Raw genomic sequence first — 15,488 nt, forward strand, 5'->3', positions numbered from 1 at the left:
GCCCTATGACCTCGCCCCACGACCCGCTCCGGATGCCCCCGGAATGGGCGCCGCATGACCGGACCTGGATGGCCTTCCCACCTGCCAACGCAACCTTCGGCGACCCCGGTTCAGACACCCTGGACGCCGTCCGCGCGGCCTGGGGTCGGGTCGCCCGGGTCATCGCCGATCACGAACCCGTCACCGTGGTGGCAGATCCGCTGGACCTGCCGGTGGCCCAGGAGCTGCTCGGCGACGCAGTCACGCTCCGGCCGATGCCCTTGGATGACGCCTGGATGCGCGATATCGGGCCGACCTTCGTCCATCGGGCCGATGGCGAGCTCGCCGCGGTGGACTGGGCGTTCAACGGCTGGGGCGCGCAGAGCTGGGCGAACTGGACCCGCGATCAGCACATCGCCGCCGCCGTGACTGCAGTTTCGGGAGCCGCGCGGGTCACCAGCCTGCTGGTCAATGAGGGCGGGGGCTTCCACGTGGATGGTCGCGGCACGGTGCTGCTGACCGAGACGGTCCAGCGCGATGTCGGCCGGAATCCTGGACAGTCCCATGAACAGATCGAGGCCGAGATCCACGCCGCACTGGGCACCACCCATGCCGTCTGGTTCCCACGCGGACTGACCCGGGACTATGAGGAGTACGGGACCCGCGGCCACGTGGACATGTTCGCGGCCTTCACCCCGTCCGGGAGCATCCTGCTGCACCGCCAGGACGACCCGGCCCACCCGGACTACGAGGTGACCCGCGAGCTGCGCGCCTTCCTGGAGACGGCTCACGATGCCGCCGGCGATCCGTTCCGCATCATCGACGTCCCGGCGCCGGCCACCATCCTCGATGACGGCGAGCATGTGGACTGGACCTACATCAACCACTATGTGGCCAATGGGGTGGTGGCCCTGTGCGCCTACGACGACCCCAACGACGACACCGCCGCCGCGATCCTCGCCGAGGCCTATCCCGACCGGCGCATCGAACTTCTCGACGCCCGAGACATCCTGCGCTTCGGCGGCGGCATCCACTGCATCACGCAGCAACAGCCCTCCGCCGTGAGCCACTCGGCGCCGCTGAGCCTGGTCGACGGAGAGACGGACCGATGAGCGGGTCACCGGAGAGCGCCTTCGACGTCGTCGAAGCCACCATCGCCCAGCTGCGCGACGCCCTGGATCGCGGCGCGCTCACCAGCGAGCAGCTGGTGAAGGCGTATCTGGACCGGATCGAGGCGTACGACCGGCAGGACACCCAGCACGGTCCCCGACTCAACGCCACGGTGGTGATGAATCCACGAGCCCTCGAGGAGGCTCGTGCTTCAGACGCGCGGCGTGCCGCGGGCGAACCGCTGGGCGCGCTCGAAGGAATCCCCTACACCGCCAAAGACAGCTACAAGGCCGCCGGGCTGACCGTGGCCGCCGGCTCCCCCGCCTTCGCGGACCTGGTGGCACAGCAGGACTGCTTCGTCGTGGAGCGGCTGCGCGGCGCGGGAGCGATCCTGCTCGGGCTGACGAACATGCCTCCGATGGCCAACGGCGGGATGCAGCGCGGCCTCTACGGCAGAGCCGAGAGCCCCTACAATTCGGCGTTCCTGACTTCCGCCTTCGCCTCCGGATCCTCCAACGGTTCCGGCACGGCGACCGCGGCCAGTTTCGCCAGCTTCGGGCTGGCTGAGGAGACCTGGTCCTCCGGTCGGGCACCGGCCTCGAACAACGCGCTCTGCGCCTACACCCCTTCCTGGGGCGTCATCTCGATGCGGGGGAACTGGCCGCTGGTGCCGACCATGGACGTCGCCGTGCCGCACACCCGCACGATGTCCGACATGCTCGAGGTGCTGGAGGTGATCGTCGCCGATGACGCGCAGCCCCGCGGGGACTTCTGGCGGGTTCAGCCCTGGCTCGCTCTGCCACCGGCCTCTGCGCTGCGCCCGGACTCCTACGCCGCCCTTGCGGCAGATGACCCTTCTGCTGCCCGCGAGGTGCTGGGCGGGCTGAACATCGGCGCGCCCCGGATGTACCTGGGCGAGGATCCTGAGGCTGGCACCGCCGCGCCCAGATTCGACGGGGTGACCGGCATCGGGGGATCCACCGGACGAAGGGTGCTCCCGCGAGCCTCGGTGCTCGAGCTGTGGGAGGCCGCGGTCGAGAGCCTCACCGCCGCCGGCGCCACGCTCACCCGCAGCGACCTGCCGGTGGTGTCCAACTACGAGGGGGACCGGCCGGGAGCTCCGACCATCAAGACCCGCGGGCTCGTGTCGGAGGAGTACCTCCGCCAGGAGGTGGGGCTGCTCTCTGCCTGGTCCTGTGAGGATTTCCTGGCGGCCAACGCGGATCCAGCCCTGCACAGCCTCGTCCGCGTCGACGGCAGCCAGATCTTTCCGCCTCCGCCCGGGGCTCTGCCGGATCGCTACGACGGCTTCGATGATGACATCGCAACCCTGCCGGAGCTGGTGCGTGCCCACCCCGACCTGCACCTGGCGGGCATTCCGCTGATGCAGGACGGCATCGAAGGGCTCGTCCGCACCCGCGAGCTCGACTTCGAGCAGTGGATGGATCACCACGGCTTCGACGTCATCGCCTTTCCCGCGGTGGCCGACGTCGGGCCGGCGGATGCAGACGTCTCAGCGGACTCGGCCGAGCTGGCCTGGCGCAACGGGGTATGGGTCGCCAACGGCAATCTCGTCTGGCGCCACCTGGGGATTCCCACGGTGACGGTGCCCATGGGCACCATGGCGGACACCGGGATGCCGGTGGGGCTGACCTTCGCCGGACGCCCCTATGAGGATGCCCGGCTGCTGCAGATCGCCGCCGCCTTCGAAGCCACGGGGCAGCGCCGCACCGAACCACCGCTGACTCCTCGACTGTGAATCCTGCAGGCATCGAATCGAGCCGCGTCGTCCTCCGCGCCCGGCTCCCCGCACGCCCTCAGCAAGCCCCCTGCAGCAATCTGTCGCGAGACTGAAGAAGCCTGAACCTGGCGCGGCACGAACGTGTGCAGCGCACAGGCATGAGGCCCGACGCAGACGGCGCCCCCGACAGCCGGGGCTGCTGGGGACGCCGTCGCACCTCAGGCTCTGCCTGAGCGATCAGCTGAGGGATCAGCTGGGGGAATCAGTAGCGGTAGTGCTCCGGCTTGTACGGGCCGGCCACGTCCACGCCGAGGTAGTCGGCCTGGTCCTTGGAGAGCTCGGTGAGCCGGGCGCCGAGGGCGTCCAGGTGCAGCCGGGCGACCTTCTCGTCGAGGACCTTGGGCAGCACGTAGACGTCGGTCTCGTAGCGGTCCTCGCCGGTGTAGTCCGGAGCGGTCTTGGCGAAGAGCTCGATCTGCGCGATGGTCTGGTTCGCGAACGAGGAGCTCATCACGAAGCTGGGGTGTCCGGTGGCGTTGCCCAGGTTCAGCAGCCGACCCTCGGAGAGCAGGATGATCGAGTGGCCCTCGGCGCGGGAGCCGTCGGCAGGCATGACCCACTCGTGCACCTGCGGCTTGATCTCGACCTTCTGCACGCCGGGGATCGCGGCGAGGCCTGCGATGTCCACCTCGTTGTCGAAGTGTCCGACGTTGCCGACGATGGCCTTGTTCTTCATCTTCTGCATCGCCTCGGCGGAGATGATGTCCTTGCCGCCGGTGGTGGTGATGAAGATGTCCCCGGTCTCCAGCACGTCTTCCAGGCGGGCGACCTGGTAGCCGTCCATGGCTGCCTGCAGCGCGTTGATCGGGTCGATCTCGGTGATGATCACCCGGGAGCCCTGGCCGCGCAGCGCCTCGGCGGCACCCTTGCCCACATCGCCGTAGCCGCAGACCACGGAGACCTTGCCGCCGATGAGCACATCGGTGGCGCGCATGATGCCGTCGGGCAGCGAGTGGCGGACGCCGTACTTGTTGTCGAACTTGGACTTCGTGACCGAGTCGTTGACGTTGATCGCCGGGAACAGCAGCTTCCCGTCACGGGCGAACTGGTAGAGCCGGTTCACACCCGTGGTGGTCTCCTCGGTGACGCCGCGCAGGTTCTTCGCGATCCCGGTCCAGCGCTGCGGGTTCTCCTCGAGGGACTTCCGCAGCGTGGCCAGCACGTAGTGGTACTCCTCGGGATCGGAGTCCTGCGCCGAGGGCACGGCGCCGGCAGCCTCGAACTCGACGCCCTTGTGCACCAGCATGGTGGCGTCGGCGCCGTCGTCGAGGATCATGTTCGCACCCACGGTGGGATCCTCATCCACACCGGGCCAGGCGAAGATCTGGCTGGCGGTCCACCAGTACTCCTCGAGGGACTCGTTCTTCCAGGCGAAGACCGGCACGCCCTGCGGGTCCTCAGGAGTTCCGCGCGGACCGACGACGACGGCGGCCGCCGCCTCGTCCTGGGTGGAGAAGATGTTGCAGGAGGCCCAGCGGACCTCGGCGCCCAGGGCGGTGAGGGTCTCGATCAGCACGGCGGTCTGCACGGTCATGTGCAGCGAACCGGCGATGCGGGCTCCGGCCAGCGGCTGGGAGTCGCCGTACTCCGCGCGCAGGGACATCAGCCCGGGCATCTCGTGCTCGGCCAGCCGAATCTGGTGGCGGCCGGCTTCGTGTTGGGAGATGTCCGCGATGCGGTAGTCAAAACTCATAGGTATAGGAATCCTTCTGCTGTGTCGGGTGAGAGTTCGATGCCGTGCTTGGTGACGTGCTTGGTGACGTGCGGCGGGCAGAGGCTCAGCGCGGGGCGAGCAGCGTCGGCACGCCGCGTTCGATCGCGTAGCGCAGGCTGGGGTCATCCGTGGAGATGAGCTGATCCCCGTCCTGGCGCAGGGTGCTGCCGCTGACCGGACAGCGCAGGATCTTCAGCAGATCGTCAGAGAGTGCGACGGCGGCCCGCCCCGGTGTGGGGCTCGGCGCGACGGAGGACTGGGCACTGGGCATGGCCCAAGCCTACCGCGCAGGGCACAGCAGAGGGCCGGCGTCGTCATCCGACGACACCGGCCCTCTATGCATTCAGTTCAGGCTGTTGCGGGGCTGGTCAGTGACCGGCGCCGAGGTTTCCGGCCATCCGCTCGTGCAGAGCGGCGCTGGCGGTGTTGAGACCCGAGATCTCCACCCGCTTGCCGTACTTGGAGTACTTCTCGGTGATCGCGTCCAGGGAGGCCACGGTGGAGGCATCCCAGACGTGGGAGTTGTACATGTCGATCACGATGTGGTCGGGATCCTCCGCGTAGTTGAACTGGGTGTAGAGATCGTTGGAGGAGGCGAAGAACAGCTCGCCCCTGACCTCGTACTTCGCGATCTCCTCACCGAAGTGCTGTTCGATCCGGCGCTCCACGGTGGCCAGGTGAGCCACCCGGCGGGCGAAGAGCACCATGGCGGTGAGCACGCCGAGGCCCACACCGATGGCCAGGTTGTGCGTCCAGACGGTGGCGATGACGGTGACCAGCATGACCGCGGTCTCGGACTTGGGCATCATCTTCAGGGTCGAAGGCTTGATGCTGTGCCAGTCGAAGGTGGCGACGGAGACGAAGATCATCACGGCCACCAGCGCGGCCATCGGGATCATCGCGACGACGTCGCCGAGCGCAACCGCGAGGATCAGGACGAAGATCCCGGCGCAGAAGGTGGAGATGCGGGTGCGCGCACCCGAAGCCTTCACATTGATCATGGTCTGACCGACCATGGCGCAGCCGCCCATGCCGCCGAAGAAGCCGGTGATGATGTTCGCGGCGCCCTGGCCCCAAGATTCACGGACCTTGCCGGAGCGGGTGTCGGTGACGTCGTCGACCAGCTTGGCGGTCATCAGCGACTCGAGGAGCCCGACTGCTGCCATTCCCAGCGCGTAGGGCGCGATGATCTGGAAGGTCTCCATGGTGAAGGGGACATCCGGGATGAACAGCTCGGGGATTGACTGGGGCAGCTCGCCCTTGTCACCCACGGTGGGCACGTTCAGCGCGAAGACCACACCGAGCACGGTCAGCAGCACGATGGCCACCAGCGGCGGCGGCACGATGCTGGTGATCCGCGGCAACAGGTAGATGACCACCAGACCGAGGGCCACCAGCGGGTAGACCAGCCACGGGACGCCGATGAGATCGGGGAACTGCGAGGTGAAGATCAGGATCGCCAGCGCATTGACGAACCCGACCATCACCGAGCGGGGAATGAAGCGCATGATCTTCGCTACGCCGATGACCGCCAGCAACACCTGGAAGACACCGGCGAGGATGACCGCGGCGATGAAGTAGTCGATGCCGTGGCTTGCCACCAGCGGAGCGATGACCAGGGCGGTGGCGGCGGTGGCGGCGGAGATCATTGCGGGGCGTCCACCGAGGAAGGCGATCGAGACCGCCATCGTGAAGGAGGCGAAGAGCCCATAGCGTGGGTCCACGCCGGCGATCAGCGAGAACGCGATGGCCTCGGGGATCAGCGCCAGCGCCACGACCAGTCCGGCCAGGATCTCGGTCTTGAGCAGGCGCGGGGACTTGAGTGTGCGAAGAACCGACTGGCGTTCTTCGGGTGACAGCTCCTCGGCGACGGCCGTGGGCTTGTGTGCCATGAGGCTCCGTTCTCGGGTTGTGGACACAGCAGTGTCCATCGGATTACATACGACGTGCGGATGCGCAGCGCTGCGCAGGAAAGATTGGGGGAACCGGTGAGACAACCTCTAACCGGTCACGCCAAGAACCCTACCCTAACGTTAGGTGAGGGTTCACGTTCTGTGGTCAATGTCTCACCAGGTGGGCGCAGCCTCAGCTGCTGAGCTGGTTCCTGAGCTGTTCGGCCAGCAGATCTGCCTGTTCCAGGTAGGCCGCGAGCTTGGCGCGCTCCCGGTCCACATGCTCCAGTGACTCTTGCGCCCGATTGCGCTGATCCGCGTCGAGGGTGTCCAGCTCCAGCAGCGCCACGACCTCGGAGAGCTCCTCGAGGCTGAACCCCAGCGGTTTGAGGTACTTGATCCGCATCAGCCGCTGCTGGTCCGCTTCGCTGTAGAGCCGAAAGCCACCCTCGGTGCGGCCGCTGGCCGGAAGCAGGCCGACGTCGCCGTAATGGCGGATGGTCCGCAGGGACAGGCCGGTGCGATCGGCAAGCTCGCCGATGTGCATGGCTTCTGCGTGCGGACCTGTGCTCACGTGACCTCCCGGTGTCTCTGGCACGTCACTCTATCAACGCCTGCGAAGCGGGATGACCTGGCCTGAGGAGTCCACGCGCGCGTCGGTTCAGCTCTCGACTCAGTCGTCGAGCATGCGCAGATGACCGCGGGAGATCCCGGGACCTCCGACGCGGACGGGCCGAGCCATTCGGTCCCGGGTGGAGCGGGTGGGCAGCTCGGGCTCAGCGCCGCGCTCTGTTCCACGCTCCGCTGCCGGAGCAGACTGTCCTGACTGCTCTGCTTGACGCTGGGCCTCTTGGGCCAGCGCCCAGGCGGCTTGGACCTCCGGGGACTCGCGCACGGCGTCCGCCAGAGCAAGGAGGTCATCCTCCTGCTTCGGCGCTGAGGTCAGGGTCAGCCGAAGCACCTCCCAACCACGTGGCGGCGTGACCGACGCTGCGTGACGGTCGCAGAGATCATAGGTGTGCGGCTCCGCGTAGACGCTCAGCGGGCCCACCACCACGGTGGAGTCTTTATAGGAGTAGGTCAGGGTGGCGGCGGCAGGCCGCTCACAGCTGTTTCTGGTGCATCGACGCGAGGAATCCACGAGAGACCACCCTAGCAACCACTCCCCCGGATGCCTGGCAGGCACGACTTGTCGAGGCTTGCGGCCGGGGTGATCTCCGGCTGCTGGGACTGCGGCCGGCGGCCCGCCTGCGCCACCATCACGACGTCGGCCTTCACCAGTGCCGGGGCGAGGTGGCGACAGGAAGCGCGCAGCTCCCCCCCCCTCCCGGGTATGAGCACCAGAAGCGGACCTGCACCCTGGACGTCAGGCGACCCTCCCATCAGGGGCTGCAGGAACTGCGTGATCGGACCGGCCGCTTCTCGCGCGCGGCGCTGGGCCGAACCGCTCAGCGCAGCAGCCGCACCGGCACGTACTCTGCGGCCCCGCGCAGCGGTGAGACCGGGGTCAGGCTGAACGCACCGTCATCTGTGGTGGTGGACATCGTCGCGTGGACGCTGCCTTCGCCGTCGAGTTGCGGTTCGGAGAACACGATCACCGCGGCGCCGTCCTCGCTGTCGTCAGGTTCGGCGGAGGCAAGGTCGTCGGCGGAGATGACCCCCGCGCCATCCCCGGTGAGCTCGACGTTCTGCTCGGGCCCGAAATCTCCGTCGACGTCCATCACCCGGTAGGCGACGCTGCCCGAGGCGCCGGAGGCGAACAGGTGCAGCTCGGGCGCACCGAGCTGCGGCAGCAAGGTGCCGGAGCCCTCCCCGAGCGCCGTGGCTGGAGCCGCCCAGCTGAAGTCTGAGCCCGTCTCGGTCTCGCTGCGCACCCCCACATAGGCCGGAACGTCGGTGCGCACGCGGATGTCTCTGGCGCCGGGCTCGAGGCCGCGCAGGTTCACGGCGTCGATCTCGCCGCCGTTCACGGTGAAGACGCCGGGGGTCTCGATGACCTGCTGGCCGTCCTCGCCGTAGACCTGCAGCTCAACGGTCGCGCCCTGATCACCCGGGACGTGGATCCAGAGCTCCGGCGGCGTGGTGCTCTCCTCATCGTCGTCGTCTCCGGAAGCGGGGACGCCTTCGGGGATCGGCACTCCGGGCATCAGGTGCTCGGTGCCCGGGGCTGTCATCTGGGGAAGAAACTCCACGCCGGTGCCGGTCAGCCCGGACGCGCGGGAGGACTGCAGCTGCGCGGTGACCGGCGCCCCGGCTGAGCGGACCTGGACACCCAGGTCCGACCCCGAAGAGGCCAGACCGGCGATGTTGACCGAGCGGGTGGTCTGACCGGGGACGACGATGGATCGCGTCCCGGTGGTGCCACGATCTCCGTCGGAGTCCACGCTCGTGATCTCTACCGTGGCGGACCGGTCGAAGGGATTCGCAAGAGTCAGCAGCGACGAGGATCCGGCCGCGGTCTCGGGGCCGAAGAACCACTGGCTGCGTTCGGGGGCGGTGCACTGACCGACGGCGAGACCGGCCACCGGGCCGTCCTCGGCCTCGTACTCATAGAGCGCTGCGGCCGCCGGCGCGCTGCCATCGGCAGTCGCGGCGGTCTCCAGCAGCGGCGGCCGGGCGACGTCGAGGTCTGACTCATAGACCGCCTCGCGCTGGGTCAATGGGGCCTCCGCCTGTGCGGTGTCCCCGCCCTCCTCGATCTCACCAGCGTCTGCGGAGGATGCTTCGGTCAGGACGTCCTCGTTGACGCGGCCCTCCTGGTTCAGCTGCGCCCACCAGGAGTCGGGGAAGGACCCGTTGAGATCCGTGGCGAAGAGCACCGCGGAGAACCGTGAGACGGCCGAGGAGTCCCTGTCGCGGTACTCGAGCTGGCCATCGGTGGTCAGCGAATCGGGCTGGCCGGGCAGCGGCGGACAGATGAAGGTCCGCCCAGCCTGCGGAGCGGCCACGGAGACGGCACCCAGCGCCGCTGACGCCACCTGGCCCTCTCCGGGAGTCCCGGTGGCGGCCTCGGAGCGGCCATCCATCAGGCCATCCACTGCGACCGAGCCGATCATGGTGGCCAGAACTCCGGCGGTCACGACGACGGCGGCCGTGCGGGACTTCGTGCCCCTTCGTCTCCTGAGGGCGGTTGTGTGCTCCGCGCCGGACTCAGGGCTGCCGTCATTGTTCCGGGCTCCACGGCGGCGGTCCCGCCAGGTGCCCTTGGGACGTTTCTGCTTTCCAGAAGTCGAGGGCGCAGCCGACGTCTCGGTGACGGCCGAAGCCTCGGTGCTGGCGGACATCTCGATGTCGGCCGGAGCCTCGATCTGATCGTCGGCCCCGGTGTCGACAGGGGAAGGCCCGACAGCGACCGGCTCGGCGGCGGATTCAACGGCAGGGGCAGCCTTTGCCGCCGTGGCCGGCTTCTGCTCCTCCTCCCGGCGCTGGCGTTCCTGCTCCTCCCGGCGCTGGCGTTCCTGCTCCTCCCGGCGCTGGCGTTCCTGCTCCTCCCGGCGCTGGCGTTCCTGCTCCTGCCGCTGCCGGCGTTCTTGCTGCTGCTCCATGCGCAGCCGCTGCTCTTCAGCCTTCAATTCGGCTCGGGCCGCGGCCGCGTCCTGCTTGGCCTTCAGCGTGGCGGCGCGCTCCTGGTCGCGGATGGCGCGCCTGCGCGCCTGGCGCTGCTCCTTGATGAGCTTCTTGACCCTGACCTTCTTGGCGCTCATCCTCGGCGTCCCTCCAGCTCATCGGTGTCTGCCACGGGAAGCATGCGGCTTCCGCGGGGCAGCGGGATGGCGATCAGCGCCACCAGCAGCAGGAATACGCCCAGAGTGATCAGCACCGGCAGCTGGTAGCCGCTGCGGTGATCTGCGCTGAGCTGACCCTGCAGCCCCGCACCCTGATCGGTCAGCGCCTCCGCGGGCAGCTCGAAGCGCTGCATCCAGGCGGCAGATCCATCGGAGGACTGTGCGGGCGCGTCGGTCTGCACCGCCACAGATTCGAGGTCCTGGCCGTCCCAGCTGGCTCGCCAGCCCTTCGCGTGCTCGGTGGAGAGTTCCAGCAGGTACTCGCCCTGCGGATCCAGACCCAGGCCGGCGCCGTCGTCGGCTGTGACCTGCTCCAGATCGACGTCGAGCGCCTGCGCATGGCTCGGCAGAAGCGCCTGCACCTCACCCTGGGGGTCCACGATCCGGGCCCAGCTGGTGGGAACCCCGGAGACGCCCTTCCCGGAGGGCAGCAGCGCACCCTCATCGAGCTCGGCCCGCCACAGCTCACCGCGGTCGGTCACCCCCACCGGAACGAGTCCGGCGGCGGTGTCCACGGCGTCGCTGAGCACAGCGGGTTCGTTCCGGTCGATGAGCACATAGCCCACGCCCAGCTCTGCCATCAGGTCTTCGGTCTCCAGCGCCCCGGGTGTGATCAGCGACGCGATCAGCGAGGCCAGGCGCTCTTCGGCGGCAGAGAATCCAGTGACCGTCTGCGCTGGGCCGCCGGCGTCGTCGCGGGTGCCGCCGAACAGGTTCGGGATGCGGTCCGGCTGGGCCCACAGCGGCATGTCACCGGCGGCGACCACCGCGCGGGACTTGTCCAGCGTGCGCCCCTCCCCGGAGACCAGCTCGCCGATCACACCGGGATCAGCCGCAGAGAGCACCAGCGTGCGCACCTGCGCGGGACCGGTGCCCTGGTCTGCGGCCGTGGCCGGGAGCTGACGCAGCGCCCCGGCCTCGATGAGCGTCGGAGCGGCGTTGACCGCGGTCAGCGGCTGACCGGTCAGCGGCGCGTCCGGCATCATGCGCGGGCTGTAGAACAGGACCAGAGAGGCGCCGATGGCAAGCACGAGCAGCGTGGAGATCACCGGGGTGATCGTGCCGCCCACCCGGGGGAAGGCCAGCGGGAACCGGTCCAGCGATGCCATACCGGCCGCCAGCAGGCAGAACAGCAGCACCGAGACCAGCGGTCCAGGGTTTCCGCTGATCACCGCGGTGCCGTCGGATCCTGCGGCCAGGAGCCCGACCAGCGCGGAGAGGCCGAGGGTCGCGAGCAGCAGTGTGCCCGCCACGATCGGCAGCGGCCGCGTGCGGCTGCCGGTGAAGATGCCCAACAGAGCGATGATCAGCAGCGGAAGCCCGATCAGCAGTGCGATGCGCAGGCTCCAGAAGTCCCCGGCAAGGTAGGCCGGCAGCCAGGATCCTGAGGCGCCGGCGGAGGCCAGTCCGGCGGCGGGATCGAAGGCGCGGGAGAAGCCGAGCAGCTGCTGCCACAGCGGGGCGGCGTCGGCGGTGAGCGCACGGCCCGGCTCATGGACGAGCACCGCGGCGAGGTTCTTGCCCTGCATGACGGCGGAGGCGATCATCGGGGCGGCGACGGCGAGCGAGGTCAGCGGGATCAGCCACAGCGGGCGGCCCCGGCGACCCAGGATCAGGGCGAGGGCGACCCCGACGAGCACCACCAGCGGCAGCAGCGTCGGGGACGCGGCGGTGAGCACCATCAGCAGCAGCGCAGCGCCGGTGGCGTACTCCCAGCTTCCGGCGACGCCCAGGCCGACGGCGGCGCGGCCGACCGCCCGGACGGTGGCCACCACGGCGACCGGCAGCAGGATGTGGACCAGGACCGCTCCGATGCGACCCTCCCCCACGGCGATGTGCAATGTGGGCATGGCGGTCCAGAGCAGCGCCGAGACCACCCGTCGGGAGGCCTTGGTAGACCAGAGACCCGCGGCGTACCAGGCGCTGAGCGCGCTCAGCGGCAGCGCGAGGATCAGCAGCCAGACGAGCACGGCGGATCCGTGGCCGAAGCTCAGCGCGGAGAGCGCCAGCAGCAACAGGTTGAACGGGTCCGCGGCGGAGAGCGACCCGAGGCTGTCCGCGGCCAGGAAGCTCACCGAGTGGGCGAAGACCTCCGGCAGCGAACCTGCCAGCGGGAGTGCGGCGCCGCCGGTGATCGCCTCCGCCGAGAGCAGGTCTCGGAAGGCCAGCAGGGATGCTCCGGCCAGCGCCAGCAGCATCAGGAACAGCCCGAGTCGGTCCCCGGAGCGACGCGAGGGCATCTCGTCGAACTCGCCGTCGGAGGCCCCGATCTCGAGCAGGGCGTCCTCGTTGTTCTCGCGTTCGCCGGTGTCATCGGGTTCGCCGTAGAACCCGGGGGTGAACCGGGTGCGCGGGACCGAGACGGTCTCAGCGGTCATCACCGAGCGTCGCTGCGCCCGGACCTCGGAGGGGCTCAGCGTCCTCCGAGCCTCGGCCTGGCGTCCGGCGCGCAGCAGCTCGGCGGCGGAGCTGATCTGTTCGTCGCGGCTGAGTCGGGCCAGGGCGGCTCTGCGGCCCTCGGTGGCGAAGCGACGCGTATGGGCGATCGCTCCCAGGCCCAGCAGGGCGCGCAGCGTGGCGAAGAACTGACCGGCGCCGGCATCAGGTGCCTTGACCACGGTCAGCCCGATCAGCCGCAGCAGCGCGGAGACCCACATGCCCAGCCAGAGGAACGGGACCGCGATCGGGGTCGCGTTGACGAGTCGGCGGCGGATCTGACTGATCCGCTGGGCGGAAGGGAGGTAGAGCGTGCCGCCGAGGCGGTGGACGGTGTCTCGGCGGGGCGGGTCCTCGCGGAGCACCCGGGCGGTGGGTTCGATGACGATGTGCGCGCCGACCTCGCGGGCGCGGCGGCAGAACTGCGCGGCGGCGTAGTCTCCGCTGAGCCCCGGGTCGAAGCCGCCGAGGTCGCCGAAGAGTGAGGCATGCACCAGCATGCCCTCCCCGGAGACGGCGGGGACGGCGTCGCGGCCGTCGTACTGGCCCTGGTCCAGCTCCTTGGGCTCGGTGGCGGTGAGGACCTCCGCGGAGCGGGCGCTGAAGAGGCCCGCATTGACCAGCCGTTCCGGGGTCTCGGCGGAGAGCTGCTTGGCGCCGATGACCTGGATCTGCGCGTGGTGCTCCTCGTCCTTGACGGTGAAGAGGCGCTCTTCGAGCCGCTCCAGGGCGTCTGAGGTGGGGACCGTGCCGGCGGGCATGATCCAGAGCCACTGGTGGCGCGGATTGAAGCCGTCCGGCAGCTGCCGTTCGAGGCTGCGCCAGAGCTGGGTGGTCTTGGTCCCGCCCGAGCCCTTGCCTGCGGTGCTGCGTGCCTGTCGGCGGTCTTCGAGCAATCCGGATCGCAGCGAGCGCGACAGGTCCTGTACCCCGCGGTAGCTCGCTGCCGAGAGTTCGATGATGTGATCGGGCGCCCGGGACTGCGCGGCCAGCGCGTCCCGGGTCCGCTGCATTGCGGTGCTGGAAGCGCCGGGGGCGGCGTCGGGTCCGGCGTGGCCTGGAGCGGACGACAAATCGCCGCCGTCGTTCAGGACGACGGCGGCGATGTGGGGGCCAGAGTGACCGTTGATCAGAGTGCTCTCTTTCGCAGCTTGCGCCGCTCCCGCTCGGACAGTCCGCCCCAGATGCCGAAGCGCTCGTCGTTGCCCAGCGCGTATTCCAGGCATTCCTGCTTCACGTTGCAGGCGCCGCAGACCTTCTTGGCGTCTCGCGTGGAGCCGCCCTTCTCGGGGAAGAAGGCTTCCGGGTCCGTCTGCGCGCAGAGCGCGTCGACCTGCCAGGCGAGCTCGCCCTCGATCTCATCGGTGGGAACGAGCGCGGGCAGGCCCAGCCAGGTGGTCCTGCTCGAGTCCGCGGGACGGGTCTCCGGCGCTGCGGTCTCACGGCCAGGCAGCTCGCGGGTCGGGGCCTCAGTGCGGCGGGAAGGAGCCTCACTGAGAGCGGTGACCGAAGAGCTGGTGCCGGCCGAGGCGTTCCCCGCAGAGCGACGTTCGGCCTCTTCATGGGCGGCGAGGAATGCGGTGGCCTGATCCTCGAGGGTCTTGCCGTGCTCCAGCCGCTCGGCGGCCTGAGGATCAGCAGGGTCCACGAACCAATCAGCAGGAACCTCTAGACCCGTCCTGCGCGCTATGGCCGTGGTGCCGGGCTGTTCTGTGCCCAGCCGCTCTGCGTTCCCCATCAAAGGGCCTCCCGAGGTTGATCATGCGTGTACTGCTCCTAATTACACTGGCGTAAGTAATGATCCGTCAAGTGAGCGACTTAAGTCGCCACTATCAGACCGTCAACCCCTCGATCACGCCCGACACGCCGTCAAAAATAAGCTTGCCGCGAGGCGTGGCGGGCCCAGGAGAGAAACTATGACCCCGCTCACACTCGGCGGCTCGACCGCCCGGCCGCCCCAGACGTTCCCTGCCCTGCTGGACCTGCTCGAGTCTCGTCCGCAGCCCGCGCTGATCTGGTATGGAGCAGGCGAGGACCAGGAACGCGTGGAGCTCTCCGGGCGGGTGCTGCAGAACTGGACGGTCAAGCTGATCGGCCTCTTCAGCCAGGAATGTGAGATCGATGAAGGCGCCGCCGTATTGGTCGACGCCGCACCTCACTGGAAGGCCACCGCCGTCCTGCTGGCCGCAGGAGCCTTGGGCTGGAGGGCCACCCTGGTTGCGCTGGGAGCCGCGCAGAACGACGACGACGCCCGCGCAGCCACTGCCTCGGCGCTGGAGCCGGGGTTGATCCTCACCGACCGGCCCGGCGACTGGACCGGCGCGGGCCCGTTGGCGCATGCTCTCGGGGATGCGGAACTCGCGGCGCTCTCCCCCGGCCTGCTGGATGCGTCCTTCGAGGAGGCCACCGGGCAGCGACTTCCGGCCTGGGCGCTGGACATCTCCGCCGAGGTCCGCCAGCATCCGGACCAGCTGCCGGCTCCGCTGCCGCCGCTCGAGCTGCCCGGGGCGGACGCAGGGGCCGGGGCGGGCGGCAGTGTGGGCGGTGGGCTCGTCGTCGTCGGTGAACCGACCGAGGTTAGCCTGAAGGACTGGGGACTGGTGCGCTGGGGCGGCGGCGAACTGTTCGCTCAGATGCTTGCAGCCTGGGCGCAGAGCCGCCCGGTGGTGCTGTTCCAGGGTGATCCCGCCGCGCAGCCGAAGGCCTGGGAACAGATGCTGCGCAATGAGGGGATCCGCTGACAGCGGCTCCCCTCACCCACTCGATTCCCG

General features: G+C 69.2%; 11 protein-coding genes. 3 read left to right on the forward strand and 8 right to left on the reverse strand.

What is annotated here, in order from left to right; genetic code table 11:
• Positions 1-5: 5 nt before the first annotated feature.
• A complete protein-coding gene (locus LSI54_RS09810) occupies positions 6-1,091 on the forward strand; it encodes an agmatine deiminase family protein (RefSeq protein WP_241465128.1) in 1,086 nt (361 codons plus the stop codon).
• Complete coding sequence (locus LSI54_RS09815; protein WP_241465129.1) at positions 1,088-2,848, forward strand: amidase; 1,761 nt, start codon at positions 1,088-1,090, stop codon at positions 2,846-2,848. The genes LSI54_RS09810 and LSI54_RS09815 overlap by 4 nt, the downstream gene beginning before the upstream one ends.
• Before the next feature lie 244 nt (positions 2,849-3,092).
• Here LSI54_RS09815 and ahcY read toward each other — a convergent pair whose 3' ends face one another.
• The 8 genes from ahcY to LSI54_RS09855 form a co-directional block, all read right to left on the reverse strand.
• Complete coding sequence (gene ahcY, locus LSI54_RS09820; protein ID WP_241470384.1) at positions 3,093-4,583, reverse strand: adenosylhomocysteinase; 1,491 nt, start codon at positions 4,581-4,583, stop codon at positions 3,093-3,095.
• 85 nt (positions 4,584-4,668) lie between these two features.
• On the reverse strand, positions 4,669-4,875 hold the full coding sequence (locus tag LSI54_RS09825) for a hypothetical protein (protein ID WP_241465131.1): 207 nt from the start codon (positions 4,873-4,875) through the stop codon (positions 4,669-4,671).
• Between the two features lie 97 nt (positions 4,876-4,972).
• Entirely contained in the window at positions 4,973-6,496 is a 1,524-nt protein-coding gene (locus LSI54_RS09830) for a SulP family inorganic anion transporter (RefSeq protein ID WP_241465132.1), read from the reverse strand.
• Positions 6,497-6,689: 193 nt separating this feature from the next.
• Positions 6,690-7,070 (reverse strand): MerR family transcriptional regulator, encoded by a 381-nt coding sequence (locus tag LSI54_RS09835; RefSeq protein WP_370642696.1) that lies wholly within the window; start codon positions 7,068-7,070, stop codon positions 6,690-6,692.
• Positions 7,071-7,169: 99 nt separating this feature from the next.
• Positions 7,170-7,637 (reverse strand): DUF3499 domain-containing protein, encoded by a 468-nt coding sequence (locus LSI54_RS09840; protein WP_241478266.1) that lies wholly within the window; start codon positions 7,635-7,637, stop codon positions 7,170-7,172.
• 307 nt (positions 7,638-7,944) lie between these two features.
• Complete coding sequence (locus LSI54_RS09845; RefSeq protein ID WP_241478267.1) at positions 7,945-10,200, reverse strand: DUF5719 family protein; 2,256 nt, start codon at positions 10,198-10,200, stop codon at positions 7,945-7,947.
• Positions 10,197-13,790, reverse strand: coding sequence for a hypothetical protein (locus LSI54_RS09850; protein ID WP_241478268.1), 3,594 nt, complete (start codon positions 13,788-13,790; stop codon positions 10,197-10,199). The genes LSI54_RS09845 and LSI54_RS09850 overlap by 4 nt, the downstream gene beginning before the upstream one ends.
• Before the next feature lie 56 nt (positions 13,791-13,846).
• Positions 13,847-14,455, reverse strand: a complete 609-nt coding sequence (locus LSI54_RS09855) for a WhiB family transcriptional regulator (RefSeq protein WP_241478269.1) — start codon at positions 14,453-14,455, stop codon at positions 13,847-13,849.
• Positions 14,456-14,633: 178 nt separating this feature from the next.
• On the opposite strand from LSI54_RS09855, the gene LSI54_RS09860 reads away from it, so the two are divergent.
• Positions 14,634-15,458: a TIGR03089 family protein gene (locus tag LSI54_RS09860; RefSeq protein WP_241478270.1), complete on the forward strand. Its 825-nt coding sequence runs from the start codon at positions 14,634-14,636 to the stop codon at positions 15,456-15,458.
• Positions 15,459-15,488: the final 30 nt, after the last annotated feature.

This window comes from Nesterenkonia sp. AY15 (assembly GCF_022565855.1).
GTDB lineage: Bacteria > Actinomycetota > Actinomycetes > Actinomycetales > Micrococcaceae > Nesterenkonia.

Excerpts from the sequence above, each read along its gene's own strand:
- LSI54_RS09810 (WP_241465128.1), top strand. The coding sequence starts at position 6 with ATGACCTCGCCCCACGACCCGCTCCGGATGCCCCCGGAATGGGCGCCG.
- LSI54_RS09815 (WP_241465129.1), top strand. The coding sequence starts at position 1,088 with ATGAGCGGGTCACCGGAGAGCGCCTTCGACGTCGTCGAAGCCACCATC.
- ahcY (WP_241470384.1), bottom strand. The coding sequence starts at position 4,583 with ATGAGTTTTGACTACCGCATCGCGGACATCTCCCAACACGAAGCCGGC.
- LSI54_RS09825 (WP_241465131.1), bottom strand. The coding sequence starts at position 4,875 with ATGCCCAGTGCCCAGTCCTCCGTCGCGCCGAGCCCCACACCGGGGCGG.
- LSI54_RS09830 (WP_241465132.1), bottom strand. The coding sequence starts at position 6,496 with ATGGCACACAAGCCCACGGCCGTCGCCGAGGAGCTGTCACCCGAAGAA.
- LSI54_RS09845 (WP_241478267.1), bottom strand. The coding sequence starts at position 10,200 with ATGAGCGCCAAGAAGGTCAGGGTCAAGAAGCTCATCAAGGAGCAGCGC.
- LSI54_RS09855 (WP_241478269.1), bottom strand. The coding sequence starts at position 14,455 with ATGGGGAACGCAGAGCGGCTGGGCACAGAACAGCCCGGCACCACGGCC.
- LSI54_RS09860 (WP_241478270.1), top strand. The coding sequence starts at position 14,634 with ATGACCCCGCTCACACTCGGCGGCTCGACCGCCCGGCCGCCCCAGACG.